Source organism: Streptomyces sp. NPDC058457 (genome assembly GCF_042720695.1).
In the GTDB taxonomy this organism is placed as follows: Bacteria; Actinomycetota; Actinomycetes; order Streptomycetales; family Streptomycetaceae; genus Streptomyces.
In genome coordinates this window covers 115,971-130,762 of the sequence record NZ_JBHXLU010000021.1, presented here as the reverse complement: position 1 = coordinate 130,762, position 14,792 = coordinate 115,971, and the positions used below count along the sequence as shown (strand labels likewise).

The 14,792-nt window shown below is 71.7% G+C and carries 11 protein-coding genes; 4 read left to right on the top strand and 7 right to left on the bottom strand.

Annotated elements, in window-relative coordinates:
* Positions 1-181 precede the first annotated feature (181 nt).
* The gene (locus ACFWPS_RS19240) at positions 182-1,687 is read right to left on the bottom strand and encodes an MFS transporter (RefSeq protein ID WP_383706563.1); all 1,506 of its coding nucleotides are present in this window, start codon (positions 1,685-1,687) and stop codon (positions 182-184) included.
* 124 nt (positions 1,688-1,811) lie between these two features.
* On the opposite strand from ACFWPS_RS19240, the gene ACFWPS_RS19235 reads away from it, so the two are divergent.
* The 3 genes from ACFWPS_RS19235 to ACFWPS_RS19225 all read left to right on the top strand — a co-directional run bounded on the left by ACFWPS_RS19235 (position 1,812) and on the right by ACFWPS_RS19225 (position 3,654).
* A complete protein-coding gene (locus ACFWPS_RS19235; RefSeq protein ID WP_383706561.1) occupies positions 1,812-2,636 on the top strand; it encodes an alpha/beta fold hydrolase in 825 nt (274 codons plus the stop codon).
* A gap of 137 nt (positions 2,637-2,773) precedes the next feature.
* A complete protein-coding gene (locus ACFWPS_RS19230; protein ID WP_383706559.1) occupies positions 2,774-3,124 on the top strand; it encodes an ArsR/SmtB family transcription factor in 351 nt (116 codons plus the stop codon).
* Between the two features lie 5 nt (positions 3,125-3,129).
* Positions 3,130-3,654: an SRPBCC family protein gene (locus ACFWPS_RS19225; RefSeq protein WP_383706557.1), complete on the top strand. Its 525-nt coding sequence runs from the start codon at positions 3,130-3,132 to the stop codon at positions 3,652-3,654.
* A gap of 4 nt (positions 3,655-3,658) precedes the next feature.
* Here the strand turns inward: ACFWPS_RS19225 and ACFWPS_RS19220 are convergent, their stop codons facing one another.
* The 5 genes from ACFWPS_RS19220 to ACFWPS_RS19200 all read right to left on the bottom strand — a co-directional run bounded on the left by ACFWPS_RS19220 (position 3,659) and on the right by ACFWPS_RS19200 (position 10,749).
* Positions 3,659-6,475: an NHLP bacteriocin export ABC transporter permease/ATPase subunit gene (locus ACFWPS_RS19220; protein ID WP_383706555.1), complete on the bottom strand. Its 2,817-nt coding sequence runs from the start codon at positions 6,473-6,475 to the stop codon at positions 3,659-3,661.
* A gap of 1 nt (position 6,476) precedes the next feature.
* The gene (locus ACFWPS_RS19215) at positions 6,477-8,699 is read right to left on the bottom strand and encodes an NHLP family bacteriocin export ABC transporter peptidase/permease/ATPase subunit (RefSeq protein WP_383706553.1); all 2,223 of its coding nucleotides are present in this window, start codon (positions 8,697-8,699) and stop codon (positions 6,477-6,479) included.
* A complete protein-coding gene (locus ACFWPS_RS19210) occupies positions 8,696-9,502 on the bottom strand; it encodes an HlyD family efflux transporter periplasmic adaptor subunit (RefSeq protein ID WP_383706551.1) in 807 nt (268 codons plus the stop codon). The genes ACFWPS_RS19215 and ACFWPS_RS19210 overlap by 4 nt, the downstream gene beginning before the upstream one ends.
* A gap of 127 nt (positions 9,503-9,629) precedes the next feature.
* A complete protein-coding gene (locus ACFWPS_RS19205) occupies positions 9,630-9,845 on the bottom strand; it encodes a type A2 lantipeptide (RefSeq protein ID WP_351711832.1) in 216 nt (71 codons plus the stop codon).
* A 490-nt stretch (positions 9,846-10,335) separates the two neighbouring features.
* Complete coding sequence (locus ACFWPS_RS19200) at positions 10,336-10,749, bottom strand: PaaI family thioesterase (RefSeq protein ID WP_383706549.1); 414 nt, start codon at positions 10,747-10,749, stop codon at positions 10,336-10,338.
* A 207-nt stretch (positions 10,750-10,956) separates the two neighbouring features.
* Here ACFWPS_RS19200 and ACFWPS_RS19195 point away from each other — a divergent pair, with 207 nt between their 5' ends.
* Entirely contained in the window at positions 10,957-12,360 is a 1,404-nt protein-coding gene (locus ACFWPS_RS19195; protein ID WP_383706547.1) for a S1 family peptidase, read from the top strand.
* A 103-nt stretch (positions 12,361-12,463) separates the two neighbouring features.
* Here ACFWPS_RS19195 and ACFWPS_RS19190 read toward each other — a convergent pair whose 3' ends face one another.
* Positions 12,464-14,620 (bottom strand): SpoIIE family protein phosphatase, encoded by a 2,157-nt coding sequence (locus tag ACFWPS_RS19190; protein WP_383706569.1) that lies wholly within the window; start codon positions 14,618-14,620, stop codon positions 12,464-12,466.
* Positions 14,621-14,792: the final 172 nt, after the last annotated feature.

Here is a 14,792-nt window from a genome sequence, read left to right as displayed (position 1 = left end):
CGAGCACGAGCCTTGCCTCCTCAGGCATGCGATGCGCTGACCGACCTGCTTTTAGGGGCGCGGGGAACTGCGCGACCAGCCACAACGCACCCGCAGACGGCAATGGCGAGTGACGACAACGGCGAGGGGCCACCGTCTCCCTGCTGACGGCGACCCCTCGGTCCCTGCGGCTCTGCGGACGTCACATGTGAACAACCGGCGCCGCGTCCGCGTCCTGCTGCGGCACCCCCCGGCGGAACAGCAGGAAGGCGATCACCGCACCCGCCGCGTACATCCCGGCCGACCACCAGAACGCGGTCGTGTAGCTCTCGATCGTCGCCTGTGCCTGCACCAGCTTGCTGGTCGCGTCCTTCCCGGCCAGGTAGTCGGTCGCCGCGCTCGCCGCGAGCGTGTTGAGCAGCGCTGTACCGATCGAACCGCCCACCTGCTGCATGGCGTTGACCGTCGCCGAGGCGACACCCGCCTCGTCGGCCGTCACCCCGCCCGTGGCCAGCTGCATGGCCGCCGGCATGACCAGGCCGAGGCCGAGGCCGGTCACGATCAGCTGCGGCAGCACCGCGCTGGCGTAGCTGGAGCCGACATCGATCCCGGCCAGCCAGGCCATGCCGACCGCGGAGACCGCGAAGCCCAGCGGAACGACCGCCTTCGGACCGATCCGCGGCACCAGGACCTGGGTGCCGACCTGTGCCGTCACCATCAGGGCGCCGATCATCGGCAGGAACGCCACACCGGTCTTCGTCGGGCTGAAGCCGAGGTTCAGCTGGAGGTAGTAGGTGAGGAAGAGGAACACGCCGAACATGCCGCCCGCGGAGATCAGCACGGCGAGGAACGAGGCGGCCCGGTTGCGGTCCAGCAGGATGCCCAGCGGCAGCAGCGGGTACTTGGCCTTGGTCTGCCACCAGGTGAAGGCCGCCAGCAACACGACGCCGGCGATCAGGAAGCCCCAGGTCAGCGGCGAGCCCCAGTCGTGCGTCTCGGCGTTGGAGAAGCCGTAGACCAGCGAGAACAGACCGGCCGCGACCAGGACGGTGCCCGGCACGTCCAGCTTGGAGCTCCCGGCGTCACGGTGGTTGTGCAGCAGCGCCATGCCGCCCGCGAAGGCGACGACGGCGATGGCGACGTTCACGTACAGGGTCGAGCGCCAGTCGAACGTGTCGGTGAGGACACCGCCGAGCAGCAGGCCCACCGCACCGCCGGCACCGGCGATGGCGCCGTAGACGCTGAACGCCCGGGCCCGCTCACGGGCGTCGGTGAACGTGGTGTTGAGCAGCGAGAGCGCGGTCGGGGCGAGCAGCGCGCCGAAGGCACCCTGGAGGGCGCGCGCGGTGACCAGCATCCCGAAGCCGTTCGAGGCGCCGCCCAGCGCCGACACGGCGGCGAAGCCGACGACTCCTATGAGGAAGGCGGTCTTGCGGCCGAACAGGTCGGCGATCCGGCCGCCGAGCAGCAGCAGGGACGCGAAGCTGAGGGCGTACGCGGTGACGATCCACTGCCGGTTGCCGTCGGAGAACCCGAGGTCGGCCTGGGCGGACGGGAGGGCGATGTTCACGATCGTGGCGTCGAGCACCACCATCAGCTGGGCGACGGCGATGACCGCGAGGATCCACCACCGCTTCGCGGAGGCGGCGGCCGGAGGTGCCTCCGCGGCACCGACGCGGGCGTCGTCGGTCAGAGTCTTCTCAGACATGGGGGAACCACTCCAGGGAAGTCGTTCGGGATTTGCGGGGCCGCGAACGAAACGGTTTCGTACACATCGAGACTAGAGCACTTTCAGCGAAACGGCAACGTTTCGCTGGGGACGGAGACCGATCATGACCGACGGCATGCTCGCGGTGGCCGGCGCGGACCTCTACTACGAGGTGCGGGGTGCCGGCCCGGCCCTCCTGATGATCAGCGGCGCGGGCGGCGACGCGGGCTACTACTCGGCGGTCGCCGAAGACCTCGCGGACGCCTTCACCGTGATCACCTACGACCGGCGTGGCAACTCGCGCAGTACAGGCGGGAACGGTACCCCGACGACCCTCGACGAACAGGCGGCGGACGCCCGCGCGCTCGTCGAGGGCCTCGCCGGCGGACCCGCCCTGGTGTTCGGCAGCAGCGCGGGCGCGATCGTCGGGCTCACCCTGGCCGCCCGCCACCCCGAGGTGCTGACCGGCCTGATCGCCCACGAGCCGCCCGCCGTGAACGTCCTGCCCGACGGCGACCCGGCCCGCGGCTTCTTCCGCGAGTTGGCCGCGGTCCATGCCGAGGGCGGGGCGCCGGCCGCGGGCCGCCGCTTCGCCCAGGGCGTCCGGGGTGAGGGGACCTACCGCTGGCCGGACGACCTCTGGAAGCGGTTCCTCGGTAACCAGGACCACCTCTTCACCGCCGAGTGGCCCGCCCTGGCCTCCTTCCTCCCCGACGGGGAGGCCCTGCGCTCGGCGCCGTTCCCGATCGTGCTGGGGGCGGGCAGCGAGGGCCGCGGCACGTACTACGCCCGCCCGTCGATCGAGATCGCTCGTCGAATCGGCGCGCAGTGGGCGGAGTTCCCAGGCATCCACATGGAGTACCTGCGCGATCCGGCGAAGTTCACGGCGGCGCTCCGCGTGCTGGCCACGCTTCTGCACTGGAAGGGAGCGGCAAGTGCACCCACCTAGGGGCGCGGGGCTGTATCGATATGCGGCTCCGCCGCGCGGGCGCGACAAGCCCCCACCGGCCTCAGGTGTCTGTGACAGCCGTCGGTGGGGCCGTGTATTCCTTGACGAGAATATAACCGTGAAGGCATATTGAACGGATGTCCGCCGACACCCTCTGGACCGCCCTGGCCGACCCCCACCGCCGTGCCATAGTCGGCCTCCTCCTCACCCGCCCCCGCCCCGTCGGCGAGATCGTGGACGCCTGCGGCCTCAGCCAGCCGAGCACCTCCAAGCACCTCAAGGTGCTGCGCGAGGCGGGCCTGGTCCGGGTACGGCAGGACGCACAGCGCCGCGTCTACGCCCTCGACCCGGCACCCATCGCCGAGCTGGACGCCTGGCTGGCCCCCTACCGCCGGCTGTGGAACAGCAGCCTGGACGCCCTGGGGCGCCGCCTGGACGAGACAGCGCACGTCCCGGACGCCCCGGAAGACCCCTCCTCGAAGGACTGATCCCGATGCCCGCCGAACTCACCGGCACCTACGTCACCCTCGACGACGGCCGCCCCGCCGTCCGCTTCAGCCGCGTCTACGGCCATCCGATCGACCGCGTCTGGCACTTCGTCACCGACCCAGGCGAACTCGCCGAGTGGTTCCCCTCCCGCGCCGAGATCGACCTGCGCCCCGGCGGCGGCATCAAGTTCACCGGCGACCCGAACATGCCCGAGTCGACCGGCACGGTCCTGGCCGTCGACCCGCCCCGGCACCTGTCCTTCGACTGGGGCGGCGACGAACTCCGCTTCGACCTCGAACCGGACGGTGCAGAGCACACCCGCTTCACCCTCACTCACGTCCTGGGCGAGGAGAACACCGCCGCCCGCAACAGCGCCGGCTGGGAGGTCTGCCTCTCCGCCCTCGAAGCGAAGGCCCGCGGCGAGCGTTTCCAGGGCCCGCACGCCGGCGTCACCACACCCTGGAAGGAGTACTACCAGGGCTACCTCGACGCCGGCCTGCCCTCCGGCGCCCCCGTCCCCGGCGCCTGACCCGTCACGTCAGCTGCCGCCGTACCAGCTCGTGCAGCCGCCCGCCGGTGTCGGCGAGCAGCTGGGCCGGCGGGCCCTGCTGGGCGACCTTGCCGTCCTCCATCACGATCACCCGGTCGGCGTCCATGACCGTCGACAGCCGGTGGGCGATCACGATCCGGGTGGCGTTCAGTTTCCGCGTGCTCTCGATGACCGTGCGCTGGGTGTCGTTGTCCAGCGCGCTGGTGGCCTCGTCGAAGAAGAGGATGCGGGGCCGCCGGATCAGCGCCTGGGCGATCATCAGCCGCTGCCGCTGGCCGCCCGAGATCGCGCCGCTGCCGGCGACGATCGTGTGCAGCCCCATCGGCATCCGCTTGATGTCCTCCGCGAGCCCCGCCAGCTCGGCCGCCGCCATCGCCTCCTCGGGGGTGTACGGCTCGGTGCCGCAGATGACGTCCAGGATCGAGCCGGTGAACGGCTGCGCGTGCTGCAGCACCACCCCGCACTGGCGGCGGACCGCGGACTGGTCGAGGGCGCCCAGGTCCTGGCCGTCGTAGAGCACGCTCCCCGAGACCGGCTTGTCGAAGCCGATCAGCAGCCGCAGCAGCGTCGACTTGCCGCAGCCGCTGGGGCCGACGACCGCCACGAACTCGCCCGGGCGGATGTCGAACGAGACGTCGTCCAGGACCAGCGGACCGTCGTCGGTGTACCGGAAGGAGAGGCGGCGGGCCTCGACGGCGCCGGACAGCGGGCCGGGGCGGGTGCTGGCGGTGCGGACCTCCGGGGCGGCCTCCAGGACCGGCTTGATCTCCTCGAACAGGGGGAGCGCGGCCACCGCCGACACGAAGGAACCGGTCAGGGACGTGACCGCGGTGAGCAGCATCGTCACCGAGGTGTTGAAGGTCAGGAAGGCCGCCGCGTCCATGGCGCCCCGCGCCGGGCCCGCGAGGAGCATGAACATCAGGAGGGTGCAGACCGGGAGGTAGACCGAACCCAGCACGCTGGTGAGGTTCTTGATCCGGCCCACCTTCTGCTGGAGCTCCCGGCTGCGCGCGAACTCGCCCGCCCAGGCCGCGTACGCGTAGTTCTCGGCCGCCGCCACCCGTAGCTTGGGCAGGCCCCGCAGGGTCTGGAAGGCCTGGTTGTTCAGCTTGTTGCCGAGTACCACGAGCTTGCGCTGCCAGCGCACCTGCCACAGCCCGAGCCCCAGGAACAGGGCGGCGATGACGACGAGCATGCCCAGGGCCGCCAGCGCCATCGGCACGCTGTACCAGAACAGCAGGCCCAGGTTCATCGCCCCGACGGTCACCGACTGCGCGACCACCGGGCCGACCCCCGCCAGCACCCGGCGGATCGCGCTGACGCCCATCGCCGCGCTGGCCAGCTCACCGGTCGAGCGCTGGGTGAAGAACTTCGTCGGCAGCCTCAGCAGCCGGTCCCAGACGGCCGGTTGGAGGGTCGCCTCGATACGGCCTTCGAGGCGGAGGATCGTGAGGTTCTCCAGGAGCGTGAACGCGGCCGACACCACCGCGCTGATCATCACCGCCAGGCAGACCTGCACGATCAGGTTCGTCTGGGCCTTCGGCACGTAGTCGCCCAGCACCTTGCCGGTCGCGATCGGTACAAGCGAGCCGATCGCCACGGTCACCAGCCCGGCGAGGAGCAGACCGCCGAGGTCGCCGCGGGTGCCGCGCATGCTGAACCGGAGCAGGCCGAGCGGGCTGAGCGCCTTGTCGGGCAGCGGCCGGTAGAACATCACCGCGCGCGGCTCGAACTCCGCCGCGTTCGCCTTCTCGATCGGCGTCTCGCGGCCGGTCGCCGGATGGACGGCCACATAGCCGCCGCGCCGCCACAGCAGCGCGACCGGGGCGCCGGACAGGGCGCGGTGCCCGACCAGCGGGCCCACGTTGTCGCGCCACCAGCGGCCGTCGAGCCGTACCGCCCGGGTCCGCACCCGGGAGGCCAGCGCCACCCGCTCGACCGGGTCGATCCGGTCGCTCTCGGTGCCGCTCTGCGCGGGCTCCGCGAGGGTGATGCCAGCGGCCTCGGCGACCAGTCTGCAGGCCGCGTAGGAGGCGTCGGCGTCGGCGGCCGTGGTGCGCTTGGCCGCCTTGCCGATGGAGGCGAGGAGGGTCCGGTCGGCCTGGGCGCGGACCGCCTCACCGGCCTTGATGCCGGCCGCCGTACGCGTCTCGTGGGTGCGCTCCAGCTGCTCGATCCACCGGTCGAGGGTGGTCAGCAGCCGGTACTGCTGGTCGACCATGCTCTGCCACAGCGCAGGGTCCATCAGCAGGTCGGCGGCCGCCTCCGCGCCGTACAGGGAGCCGTACTGCACACTGCCCGGCGGCACCTGCATCCAGAACACGTCGTCGTCGGTGGGGGCCGCGGCGCGCTCGCCGGCGGTCATCGGGGCCTGGAAGAGGATGGACAGGCCGCGTCCGACGCCGAGCGCGAGGGCGTACTCCAGGGGGCTCGTGGTCGGCGGCACGTACTGGGGGTTGCCGTACTCGTCGTAGGACCAGGTCTGGGTGCCGGCGGTCTGGTACAGCTCGCGCAGGCCGATGCGGTGCACGACGCAGTCGCGCAACGGGCGGGCCACCAGGGTGTGCTGCGGTCCCGCGACCGGACCGAGCAGCAGCGCGCCCGACTCCAGACGGCCGAGGTGGTGCCAGTGGCCCTGCTGTTCGGCGTCCACCGCGAACAGGTCCAGGGCGCCGGACGCGACCAGCCACAGCGTCTGCGGGCCTTCGAGGTCCAGTCGGTTGAAGCCGGTGCAGTCGATCCGGGCGCCCAGTGAGCCGAACGCGCCGAGTACGAGGTCGCCTTGGTCCACGGTCGTCATCTCATCGCTCCCTGACCAGCGCGGCGTACGTCCCGCCGTGTGCCACCAGCTCGTCGTGCCGCCCGCGCTCCACGATCGTGCCGTGCTGGAGCACGACGATCTCGTCGCTGTCGCGCACCGTGCTCAGCCGGTGCGCGATGACGACACAGGCGCAGCCGCGGCGGCGCAGGTTGTCCATCACGGTCAGCTCGGTCTCGGCGTCCAGGGCGCTGGTCACCTCGTCGAGGACCAGGATGCTCGGCCGGCGCACCAACGCCCGTGCGATTTCGAGGCGTTGGCGCTGGCCGCCGGAGAAGTTCCGGCCGTCCTGCTCGACCCTGCTGTGGATGCCGCCGGGCCGGCGCGTCACCACGTCGTACAGGGCCGCGTCCCGCAGCGCCTCCACCACGGCCTCGTCCGGGATGGACGGGTCCCACAGCGTCACGTTGTCGCGCACCGACCCCTCGAAGAGGAAGACGTCCTGGTCGACGAAGGAGACGGAGGCGGCGAGGGCGCCGCGCGGGATGTCCTCCAGGCGCTGTCCGTCGATGCGGATCACGCCCTCCCAGGGAGAGTAGAGACCCGAGATCAACCGGGAGACCGTGGACTTGCCGCTGCCCGAACCGCCCACCAGGGCGACCTGGCGGCCGGGGCCGACGGTCAGGTCGAAGCCGGTGAGCAGGGGCTTGTCGAGGGGGCTGTAGCCGAAGGTGATGTTCTCCAGCTCGACATGGCCCTGCAGCCGCCGGGTGGAGTCGCCGGCGCCGGGGCGGGCGTAGACCGGGTCCGCCTGGAAGTTCTCCACGTCCTTGAGGCGGGCCACGTCGGCCGCGAAGTCCTGGATCCGGCCCGCGACGCCGTTCAGCCGGGTCAGCGGGGCGGTGAAGCGAGTGACCAGGGACTGGAAGGCGACCAGGAGTCCGACCGAGATGCCGCCCTCGACCGCCCGCATGCCGCCGATCCACAGGATCAGCGCGCTGTTGAGGGTGGCCAGTGTCGGGGCCACCACGCCCAGCCAGGCGCTCGGCACCCCGAGCCGCTGCTGCTCCTCCAGAGTGGCCGCGTGCTGCCCGGCCCATCTGCGGAAGTAGCCGTCCTCGCCGCCGGTCGCCTTCATCGTCTCGATCAGCTGGAGGCCGGTGTAGGAGGTGTTGGTGAGCCGGGCGGTGTCCGCGCGCAGCTTCGCGGTCCGGGTCGCGCGCAGCCGTATGACGAGCCGCATCGCCACGATGTTCAGCAGGGCCACGCCGATGCCGAGGAAGGTGAGCTGCGTGTCGTAGGTGTAGAGGAGCACCGCGTAGAGGACGACGACGACCGCGTCCACGCCGGCCGCCGCGAGATCGCGGGCCAGGGTCTCGGCGACCTGGTCGTTGGACTGGAGGCGCTGGACCAGGTCGGCGGGGCTGCGCTGGGCGAAGAACGTCACCGGCAGGCGCAGCAGGTGGCGCAGGAAGCGGGCGCTGGACAGGGTGGAGGAGACGATGCGGCCGTGCAGCAGGTTCGCCTGCTGCAGCCAGGTCAGCACCAGGGTGAGCAGGACGCAGGTGCCCATCGCGGCGAACAGCACGGTCAGCAGCGAGGTCTGGCCGCCGATGAGGAACAGGTCGATGTACTGGCGGCTGAGCGCGGGCACCGCCGCGCCCACGACCACAAGCAGCAGGCTGGCCAGGACGGCGGCGGGCATGGTGCCGGCGGTGCCGCGCAGCCGGGCCGGCATCGCGCCGAGCACGCCGGGACGCCGGCCGCCCTTCGCGAAGCCGTCGCCCGGCTCCAGGGTCAGCACGACACCGGTGAAGCTGCCGTCGAACTCCTCCATGGGCACGAACCGGCGGCCCTTGGCGGGGTCGTTGATGTAGACGCCCCGGCGGCCGAAGCGGCGGCCCACGCCGTCGTAGACGACGTAGTGGTTGAACTCCCAGAACAGGATCGCCGGCCCCTGCACGTCGGCGAGGGCGGCCAGGTCCATCTGCATGCCCTTGGCCGTGAGGCCGTAACTGCGGGCCGCCTTCAGCAGGTTGCTGGCGCGCGAGCCGTCGCGGGAGACACCGCAGGCGATGCGCAGCTCCTCCAGCGGGACGTGCCGGCCGTAGTGGCCGAGGACCATGGAGAGGGAGGCGGCGCCGCACTCGACGGCCTCCATCTGGAGCACGGTGGGCGTACGGACCGTCCGGCCGCGGCCCTTGGGGACCGGTCGCTTGGGCGGGGCGGCGCGCCGGCGGCCGCGGGTCTCCTGGGCGGTGGTCACGGGAGCAGCCAATCGACGGGACGCTGGTCGGCCAGCCGGATCGAACCCGAGGCCAGGGTCATGGAGTCGAGCCGGAACGGCGGCCCGTCGGCCGAGGACCACTTGTAGCCGCTCTTCGTCCTCCTCGACGTGTCCAGCCGGACCAGTACGGCCACCGGACGGCCCTTCTTGGTGAACTGCTCGCCCAGCTGGCTGTCCCCGAGGAACGCGGCGATCGACTGGGCCGACTGGGCGGAGCGGTCCACCGACTTCACATGGCCGCGCAGCACGCCGTACTCCTGCGTGGACACCGACGACACGGTCAGGTCGACCCGGGCGTTCGCCGGTATGGAGGAGGCGTTCTCGGCGGGGACGTAGACCGTCGCGTACAGCGGGTCCGAGGTGTGGGCGACCTTCTCCACGGCGGCGACGTTCGCGCCGGTCTGGATGATCTGGCCGATGGTCGCGGCGAGCGCGCTGATCCGGCCCGCGGCGACCGTGCGCACGACCGAGTCGCCCTGACTGGTGCGGACCTTGAGCACGGGGGCGTCGGCCGGCAGCCGTTCGCCCTGCTCGGCGAGGACCGCCGTGACCTGCCCGGCGACCGGGCTCTGCAGGATGTAGCTGCCCTGCCCGTGGGTGAGGATGGCCTGCGCGCTCACCGTGGAAGCGACCGAACCGGTCACCGCCCACACCGAGGCCGCCGCCATCACGACGACCGAGACGGACAGCGCGAGCCAGCCCTGCGGACGGGCGAAACGCACCGGGAGATCGAGCTCCTCCGGTGACTGGAGCTTGGCGAGGGCCTGTTGGCGGAACTGCACGGAACTTCCCTCACCTAGGGGAGAGGCACTGGTGAAGAGGGTGCTTCAGAACAAGGGGATGTTTCGGAACACCCGAGAGCCCCGGGGCCGGGATCCGGCTCCGGGACTCAGCGGCAACGAGGTGCGGTCAGAGACCGGCGACCAGGTTGGTGACCGGCTGGGTGTTCAGGCCGGTGACACCCTCGACGGTGCCGACGACCGTGTTGACCAGGCCGGAAACCGGGGCGACGCCGTCCACCAGGCCGGTGACGGTGCCGAGGGCGTTCAGGGACAGGCCGCCGGAGACGTTGTCGAGCTCGGCGTCGGAGATCTCGACGGTCTCGACCTGGGGGGTGGAGTTCATGATGGAACTTCCCTTCATATGGATATTCACAAGGGGGGAGCGGCCCCCCGACGCCCTTCGGGGACGAACAACGGCCCTTGGGGGACGAGCGGACGGCCGTGACCGCGGGCGCCGGACGCCCGTTTCCGGGAGCCTCGGCGGCCCCTGCGGTGCGATGGATCAAAGCACGCCCACGGTCCGCGCTTCCAATCAACCAGGCGCCTCACCTGGGAACTTGGGCCGCAGTAGGGCTCATCCGTGCAGGCGTGCGCACCGCTTGTCGGCGACTCCTTCACAAGCCGCACGACTTCGCCCCTGCCGCACGGCTTGCCCTCCCCGCGGCGAATCCGGCACTCCGGGCCAAGGGCACGGCAGGGGGCGCGCGGTTGTGCAGATCCGCCGCTCCCCGTGACTTGCTTGGGTATGGGATGTGCAGATTCCCTGAAGCAAGGATTCCGGTCCGTGATCGCAACAGACCGTCAATGACCGGTTGCTGACCGTGTCGTTCGGGTCAGCCCAGAAGTGCGTAGACCGTGCTTGCCCGGGCCGCGAGCGCGCCCGACCTCTGATCGCGCATCGTGATGTCGGCGAACGCCATCCGGCGGCCCAGTCTGGTCAGCACCGCTTCGATCAGGACATCCGAACCGGTCACCGCGCGCTGGAACGAGGTCGACTGCTGCACCGTCGTCATCGGCACGAAGCCGCCCCGGGCCGCCGAGACCGCGATCACCGTCGCCGTGTCGGCCGCCGCCATCAACGCCTGCCCCGACAGCCCGCCGCCCTCCCTGGACAGCCGCTCCGACCAGGGCAGACGCAGTGTCGCCCGGTCCTCGCCCAGCGCCTCGACGGCCAGCCCGAGATCGAGCACCCAGGGTGCGAAGTTGACCGAAAGGATCTTGTCGGCTTCGGCGGTGGTCATCGTCATATGGGGGATTGTTCCCGGGCCGGCGGCCCGGCACGCAGACCTGTTCGACCACGGGTGCGCCATGGCCGATTCATCACCGGGTCAAGGAAGTTGGGAACCGGAATTGAACGCACCACGTGACCCGCCCGTACCTATGGCCATCCAGGCGCCGCTCACGAACGACTGCCCCGCAACGGCAGGCACTCCGTCCCTTGGAGGTCGAGAAGTTTGAGTCACAAGCGAATTCCGAAGCGCAAGGCCGCTATCGCGGTGGGCGGTGTCGCGGCGCTCGGAGCTGCGGCGTTTCTGCTGCCGATGGCCAACGCGTCTCAGGACAACGCCTCCGGCGCCACCGCAGCCCCCAAGACCCTGAAGGCGACGGGCGCCTCGGACCTCGCCGCGCAGCTCCAGCAGCTGCTCGGGCAGGCCTTCGCCGGGTCTTATTACGACAGCGCCAAGCAGCAGCTCGTCGTCAACGTCGTCAACGGCGACAACAACGTGATCGTCCAGGCGGAGAAGGCCGGCGCGGTCGTCCGCGAGGTGCAGAACAGCACCTCCGAACTGGCGGCCGTCGCCCAGACGCTGAAGACCAAGGCGACCATCCCGGGCACCGCCTGGGCCGTCGACCCGAAGACCAACAAGGTCGTGGTCAGCGCCGACAGCACCGTCACCGGCACCAAGTGGGACACGCTGGAGTCGACGGTCCAGGGCCTCGGCTCGAACATGGCGACCCTCAAGAAGTCGTCGGGCACCTTCAAGACCCTCGTCTCCGGCGGCGACGCGATCTTCTCCCAGGTGCAGGACGGCACCGTCCGCTGCTCCCTCGGCTTCAACGTCACCGCCTCGGACGGCACCCCCGCCTTCCTGACGGCCGGTCACTGCGGGGTCGCCGCCAAGGACTGGTCCGACTCCGAGACCGGTCAGCCGATCGCCACCGTGGACCAGGCCCAGTTCCCCGGCAACGGCGACTTCTCGCTCGTCAAGTACAACGACGCCACCACCCAGACGACCAGTGACGTCAACATAGGCAACGGCCAGACCGTCGCCATCAACCAGGCCGTCGACGCCACCGTCGGCGAGACCGTGTTCCGGATGGGCTCCACCACCGGGCTGCACGACGGCCAGGTCACCGGCCTCGACGCCACCGTCAACTTCCAGAGCGAGACCGACCCCAACGGTGTCGACACCGTCACCGGCCTCATCCAGACCAACGTCTGCGCCGAGGCCGGCGACAGCGGCGGCTCGCTGTTCACCCAGGACGGCGGAGCGGTCGGCATGACCTCCGGCGGCAGCGGCGACTGCACTTCCGGCGGCGAGACCTTCTTCCAGCCGGTGACCACCGCCCTGCAGGCGACCGGCGCCACCCTCGGCGGCGACGCGGGCGCCGGTGACGCCGGTGCCACGGCCGACCCGTCCGCCACCGCCGGCGACCAGGCCGGCGGTGACCAGATCGGCGGCACCGCCGACCCGTCCGCGACGGCCGCCGACCCGTCCGCGACGGCCGGCGACCAGAGCGGCACCGGCACCGGTGACGAGACCGGTACCGGCGACGCGACCGGCACGGGTGACGCGACCGGCACGGGCGACCAGTCCGGGACCGGCGCGGACGACGGCACCACGTCGTCCAACTGACCCATCGCACGGCCAACCAAGCGGTTCCCGGCCGACGGTGGACGGTCCGGCCCTCCGGCGGGAGGGCCGGACCGGATCGCTTCCGGCGAGGGCCGGGCGAGGCTCAGTGGCCGGCCTCCGCCCGCAGCAACAGCACCGCGACGTCGTCGACACGCTCCTGCGCCGCCGCACTGTGCCGCACGAGCGTGTCGGCGAGCTTGTCCAGCGGCTGGTCGCCGCTCTCCGAGAGCAGTTCCCCCAGGTCGACCAAGGCGTCCTCGATGTCCACACCGGGGGACTCGACCAGCCCGTCGGTGTAGAGGGCGAGCACCGAGCCCGGCGCGAGCGACACCTCGGTCGTCGGGTACGTCGCCTCCGCGTCGATGCCCAGCAACGGACCCCCGGCCAGGTCGAGGACCCGTACCCGCCCGTCCGGACGTCTCAGCAGCGGCGGCGGATGCCCCGCCCGGGCCATCACCGCGCGCCCCCGCTCCGGATCCAGCCGCAGGTACAGACAGCTCGCGAACAGATCGGCGCCGGAGTCGATCAGCAGCCGGTTGGTGCTGCCCATCACCTCCGCCGGCGTCTGCCCGACACTCGTGAAGGCCCGTACTCCGGTACGGATCTGGCCCATCAGCCCGGCCGCCGTCACGTTGTGCCCCTGCACGTCCCCGATCACCGCCGCCGCCAGCGGCCGGGTGGGTACCAGGTCGTAGAAGTCGCCGCCGATCTCCATGCCGTGCATCGCCGGCAGATAGCGGGCCGCCGCCTCGATGCCGGACGGCGGGGCCAGCGAGTGCGGCAGCAGGGCCGCCTGCAGACCGTGCGCCAGCTGGTTCTTCGCGTCGTAGAGCAGGGCCCGTTCCAGGGCCTGTGCGATCAGCCCGCCGAGACTGGTGAGCACGGCCCGCTCGTCGGCGGGGAAGGCGTGCGGCTCGGCGTAGGCGAGGACACAGGTGCCCACCGGCCGGCCCGACGCGATCAGCGGCAGATACGCCCAGGCCGCGAACCCGTCCGGGGTCTCGTTCCGGTCCGGATACAGGCGCTCCAGTTGCTGCTTCGACTCGAAGAACGCCGGTACGCCGGTGTTCAGGACATGGGTGCCGGGCGTCCGCTCGGCCAGTGGAAGGCCGTCGAAGCGATCCACGATCCGTGGATCCTCGTACCCGCGCTGCCCCAGCACGTGCAGCCGTCCGCCCCGTGACGCGAGGACCACCAGGGCCTGGCTGCCGACGGCCGGGGCGACCTCGTCCGCCACCAGCTGCACCACGTCCTGCACCCCGACGGCCTCGGTCAGCGCCGCGGTCAGGCTCAGCACCTGGGAGATGGTGACCAGCCGCGGGGACGGCGTCGCATCCGCGCGCGGCGCCGCGCCCACCATCTCGGCGACCGCCCGCGCCCGGCTGATCCGGGTGGTCAGCCCGGTCGTGCTCGGATACATCCGGAACGACAGCCAGTCGCCCGGCGGCCTCAGCGCCACGAACGACGTCACATGCTGGCTGATCAGCGCCGCCCGGTAACGGTCCTCGTACATCGGGTCGTTCAGCCACGGCACCGAGACCCACGGCTGGGTGCCGAGCAGATCGTCGACGTGCACGCCGAGCAGCTCGGCCGCCGCCGTGTTGGCGAAGGCGACCCGCCCGTGCAGATCGAGCGAGGCCAGCCCGTACGGCAGCCGCGCCACCATCCGTGCCGCCTCCACCGTGCCCAGTGTGGCCGCCACCCCCGACGACGGCGCCGCCAGCAGATCCGGCTCGCTGCGCGGTGCACGGTTCTCCCGGGCGGCCCGCTCCAGCCGCACCGCCAGCCGGCCGCACGCCGCCGTCAGCGACTCCCGCTCCCGGTCGGACAGCACCGTCGGATGGGCACCGGGCCAGGTCACGTACACCGCCCCGTACACCGTGTCCGCCGTCGCCACGGGCAGCGCGGCCAGCGCGAACGCGTACGGCAGCACCACCGCGATGCGCGGGTACCGGCGCGCCATGTCCTCCTCGCCGCCCACCCACACCAGCCGCCGCTCGCGCACCGCCTCCGCGACCGGGATCGGCGAGCTCAGCCCGACCCGCTCCCAGGGCGCCACGAACGCCCGGGGCAGACCCGCCGTCACCGCCATCTCCAGGACCGGCTCGTCGGTCGCCAGCAGATAGACCCCGCCGGAGTGCGCCTGGACCTCCTCCATCATCGAGGCCAGCGCCAGCGACAACAGCGGCGTGCCGGGTCGGGTGCCGTCGGCCGCCGGGGCCTCGACGCCCGGCTCCGCACCCGCTGGAGGTGCCCCCATCCCGTCGGACACGCCCGACCACCTCCTCGTCCGGCCGCCGTCGCGTCCTCGGGATCAAGGCTCCCTCGTGGCGGCGACCGGCGCACGGCGAGAGCAGCGGGGACACACGGACCGGGCCATCTCCGGGTACCCCGTTCGCCCCGGCCCAGTCCCGCACGGCCGAAGCGCGCGG

Coding starts and splice junctions, on each gene's coding strand:
- ACFWPS_RS19230 (WP_383706559.1), top strand. CDS start 2,774: ATGTCCGCCGACACCCTCTGGACCGCCCTGGCCGACCCCCACCGCCGT.
- ACFWPS_RS19200 (WP_383706549.1), bottom strand. CDS start 10,749: ATGACGATGACCACCGCCGAAGCCGACAAGATCCTTTCGGTCAACTTC.
- ACFWPS_RS19235 (WP_383706561.1), top strand. CDS start 1,812: ATGACCGACGGCATGCTCGCGGTGGCCGGCGCGGACCTCTACTACGAG.
- ACFWPS_RS19220 (WP_383706555.1), bottom strand. CDS start 6,475: ATGACGACCGTGGACCAAGGCGACCTCGTACTCGGCGCGTTCGGCTCA.
- ACFWPS_RS19240 (WP_383706563.1), bottom strand. CDS start 1,687: ATGTCTGAGAAGACTCTGACCGACGACGCCCGCGTCGGTGCCGCGGAG.
- ACFWPS_RS19225 (WP_383706557.1), top strand. CDS start 3,130: ATGCCCGCCGAACTCACCGGCACCTACGTCACCCTCGACGACGGCCGC.
- ACFWPS_RS19190 (WP_383706569.1), bottom strand. CDS start 14,620: ATGGGGGCACCTCCAGCGGGTGCGGAGCCGGGCGTCGAGGCCCCGGCG.
- ACFWPS_RS19205 (WP_351711832.1), bottom strand. CDS start 9,845: ATGAACTCCACCCCCCAGGTCGAGACCGTCGAGATCTCCGACGCCGAG.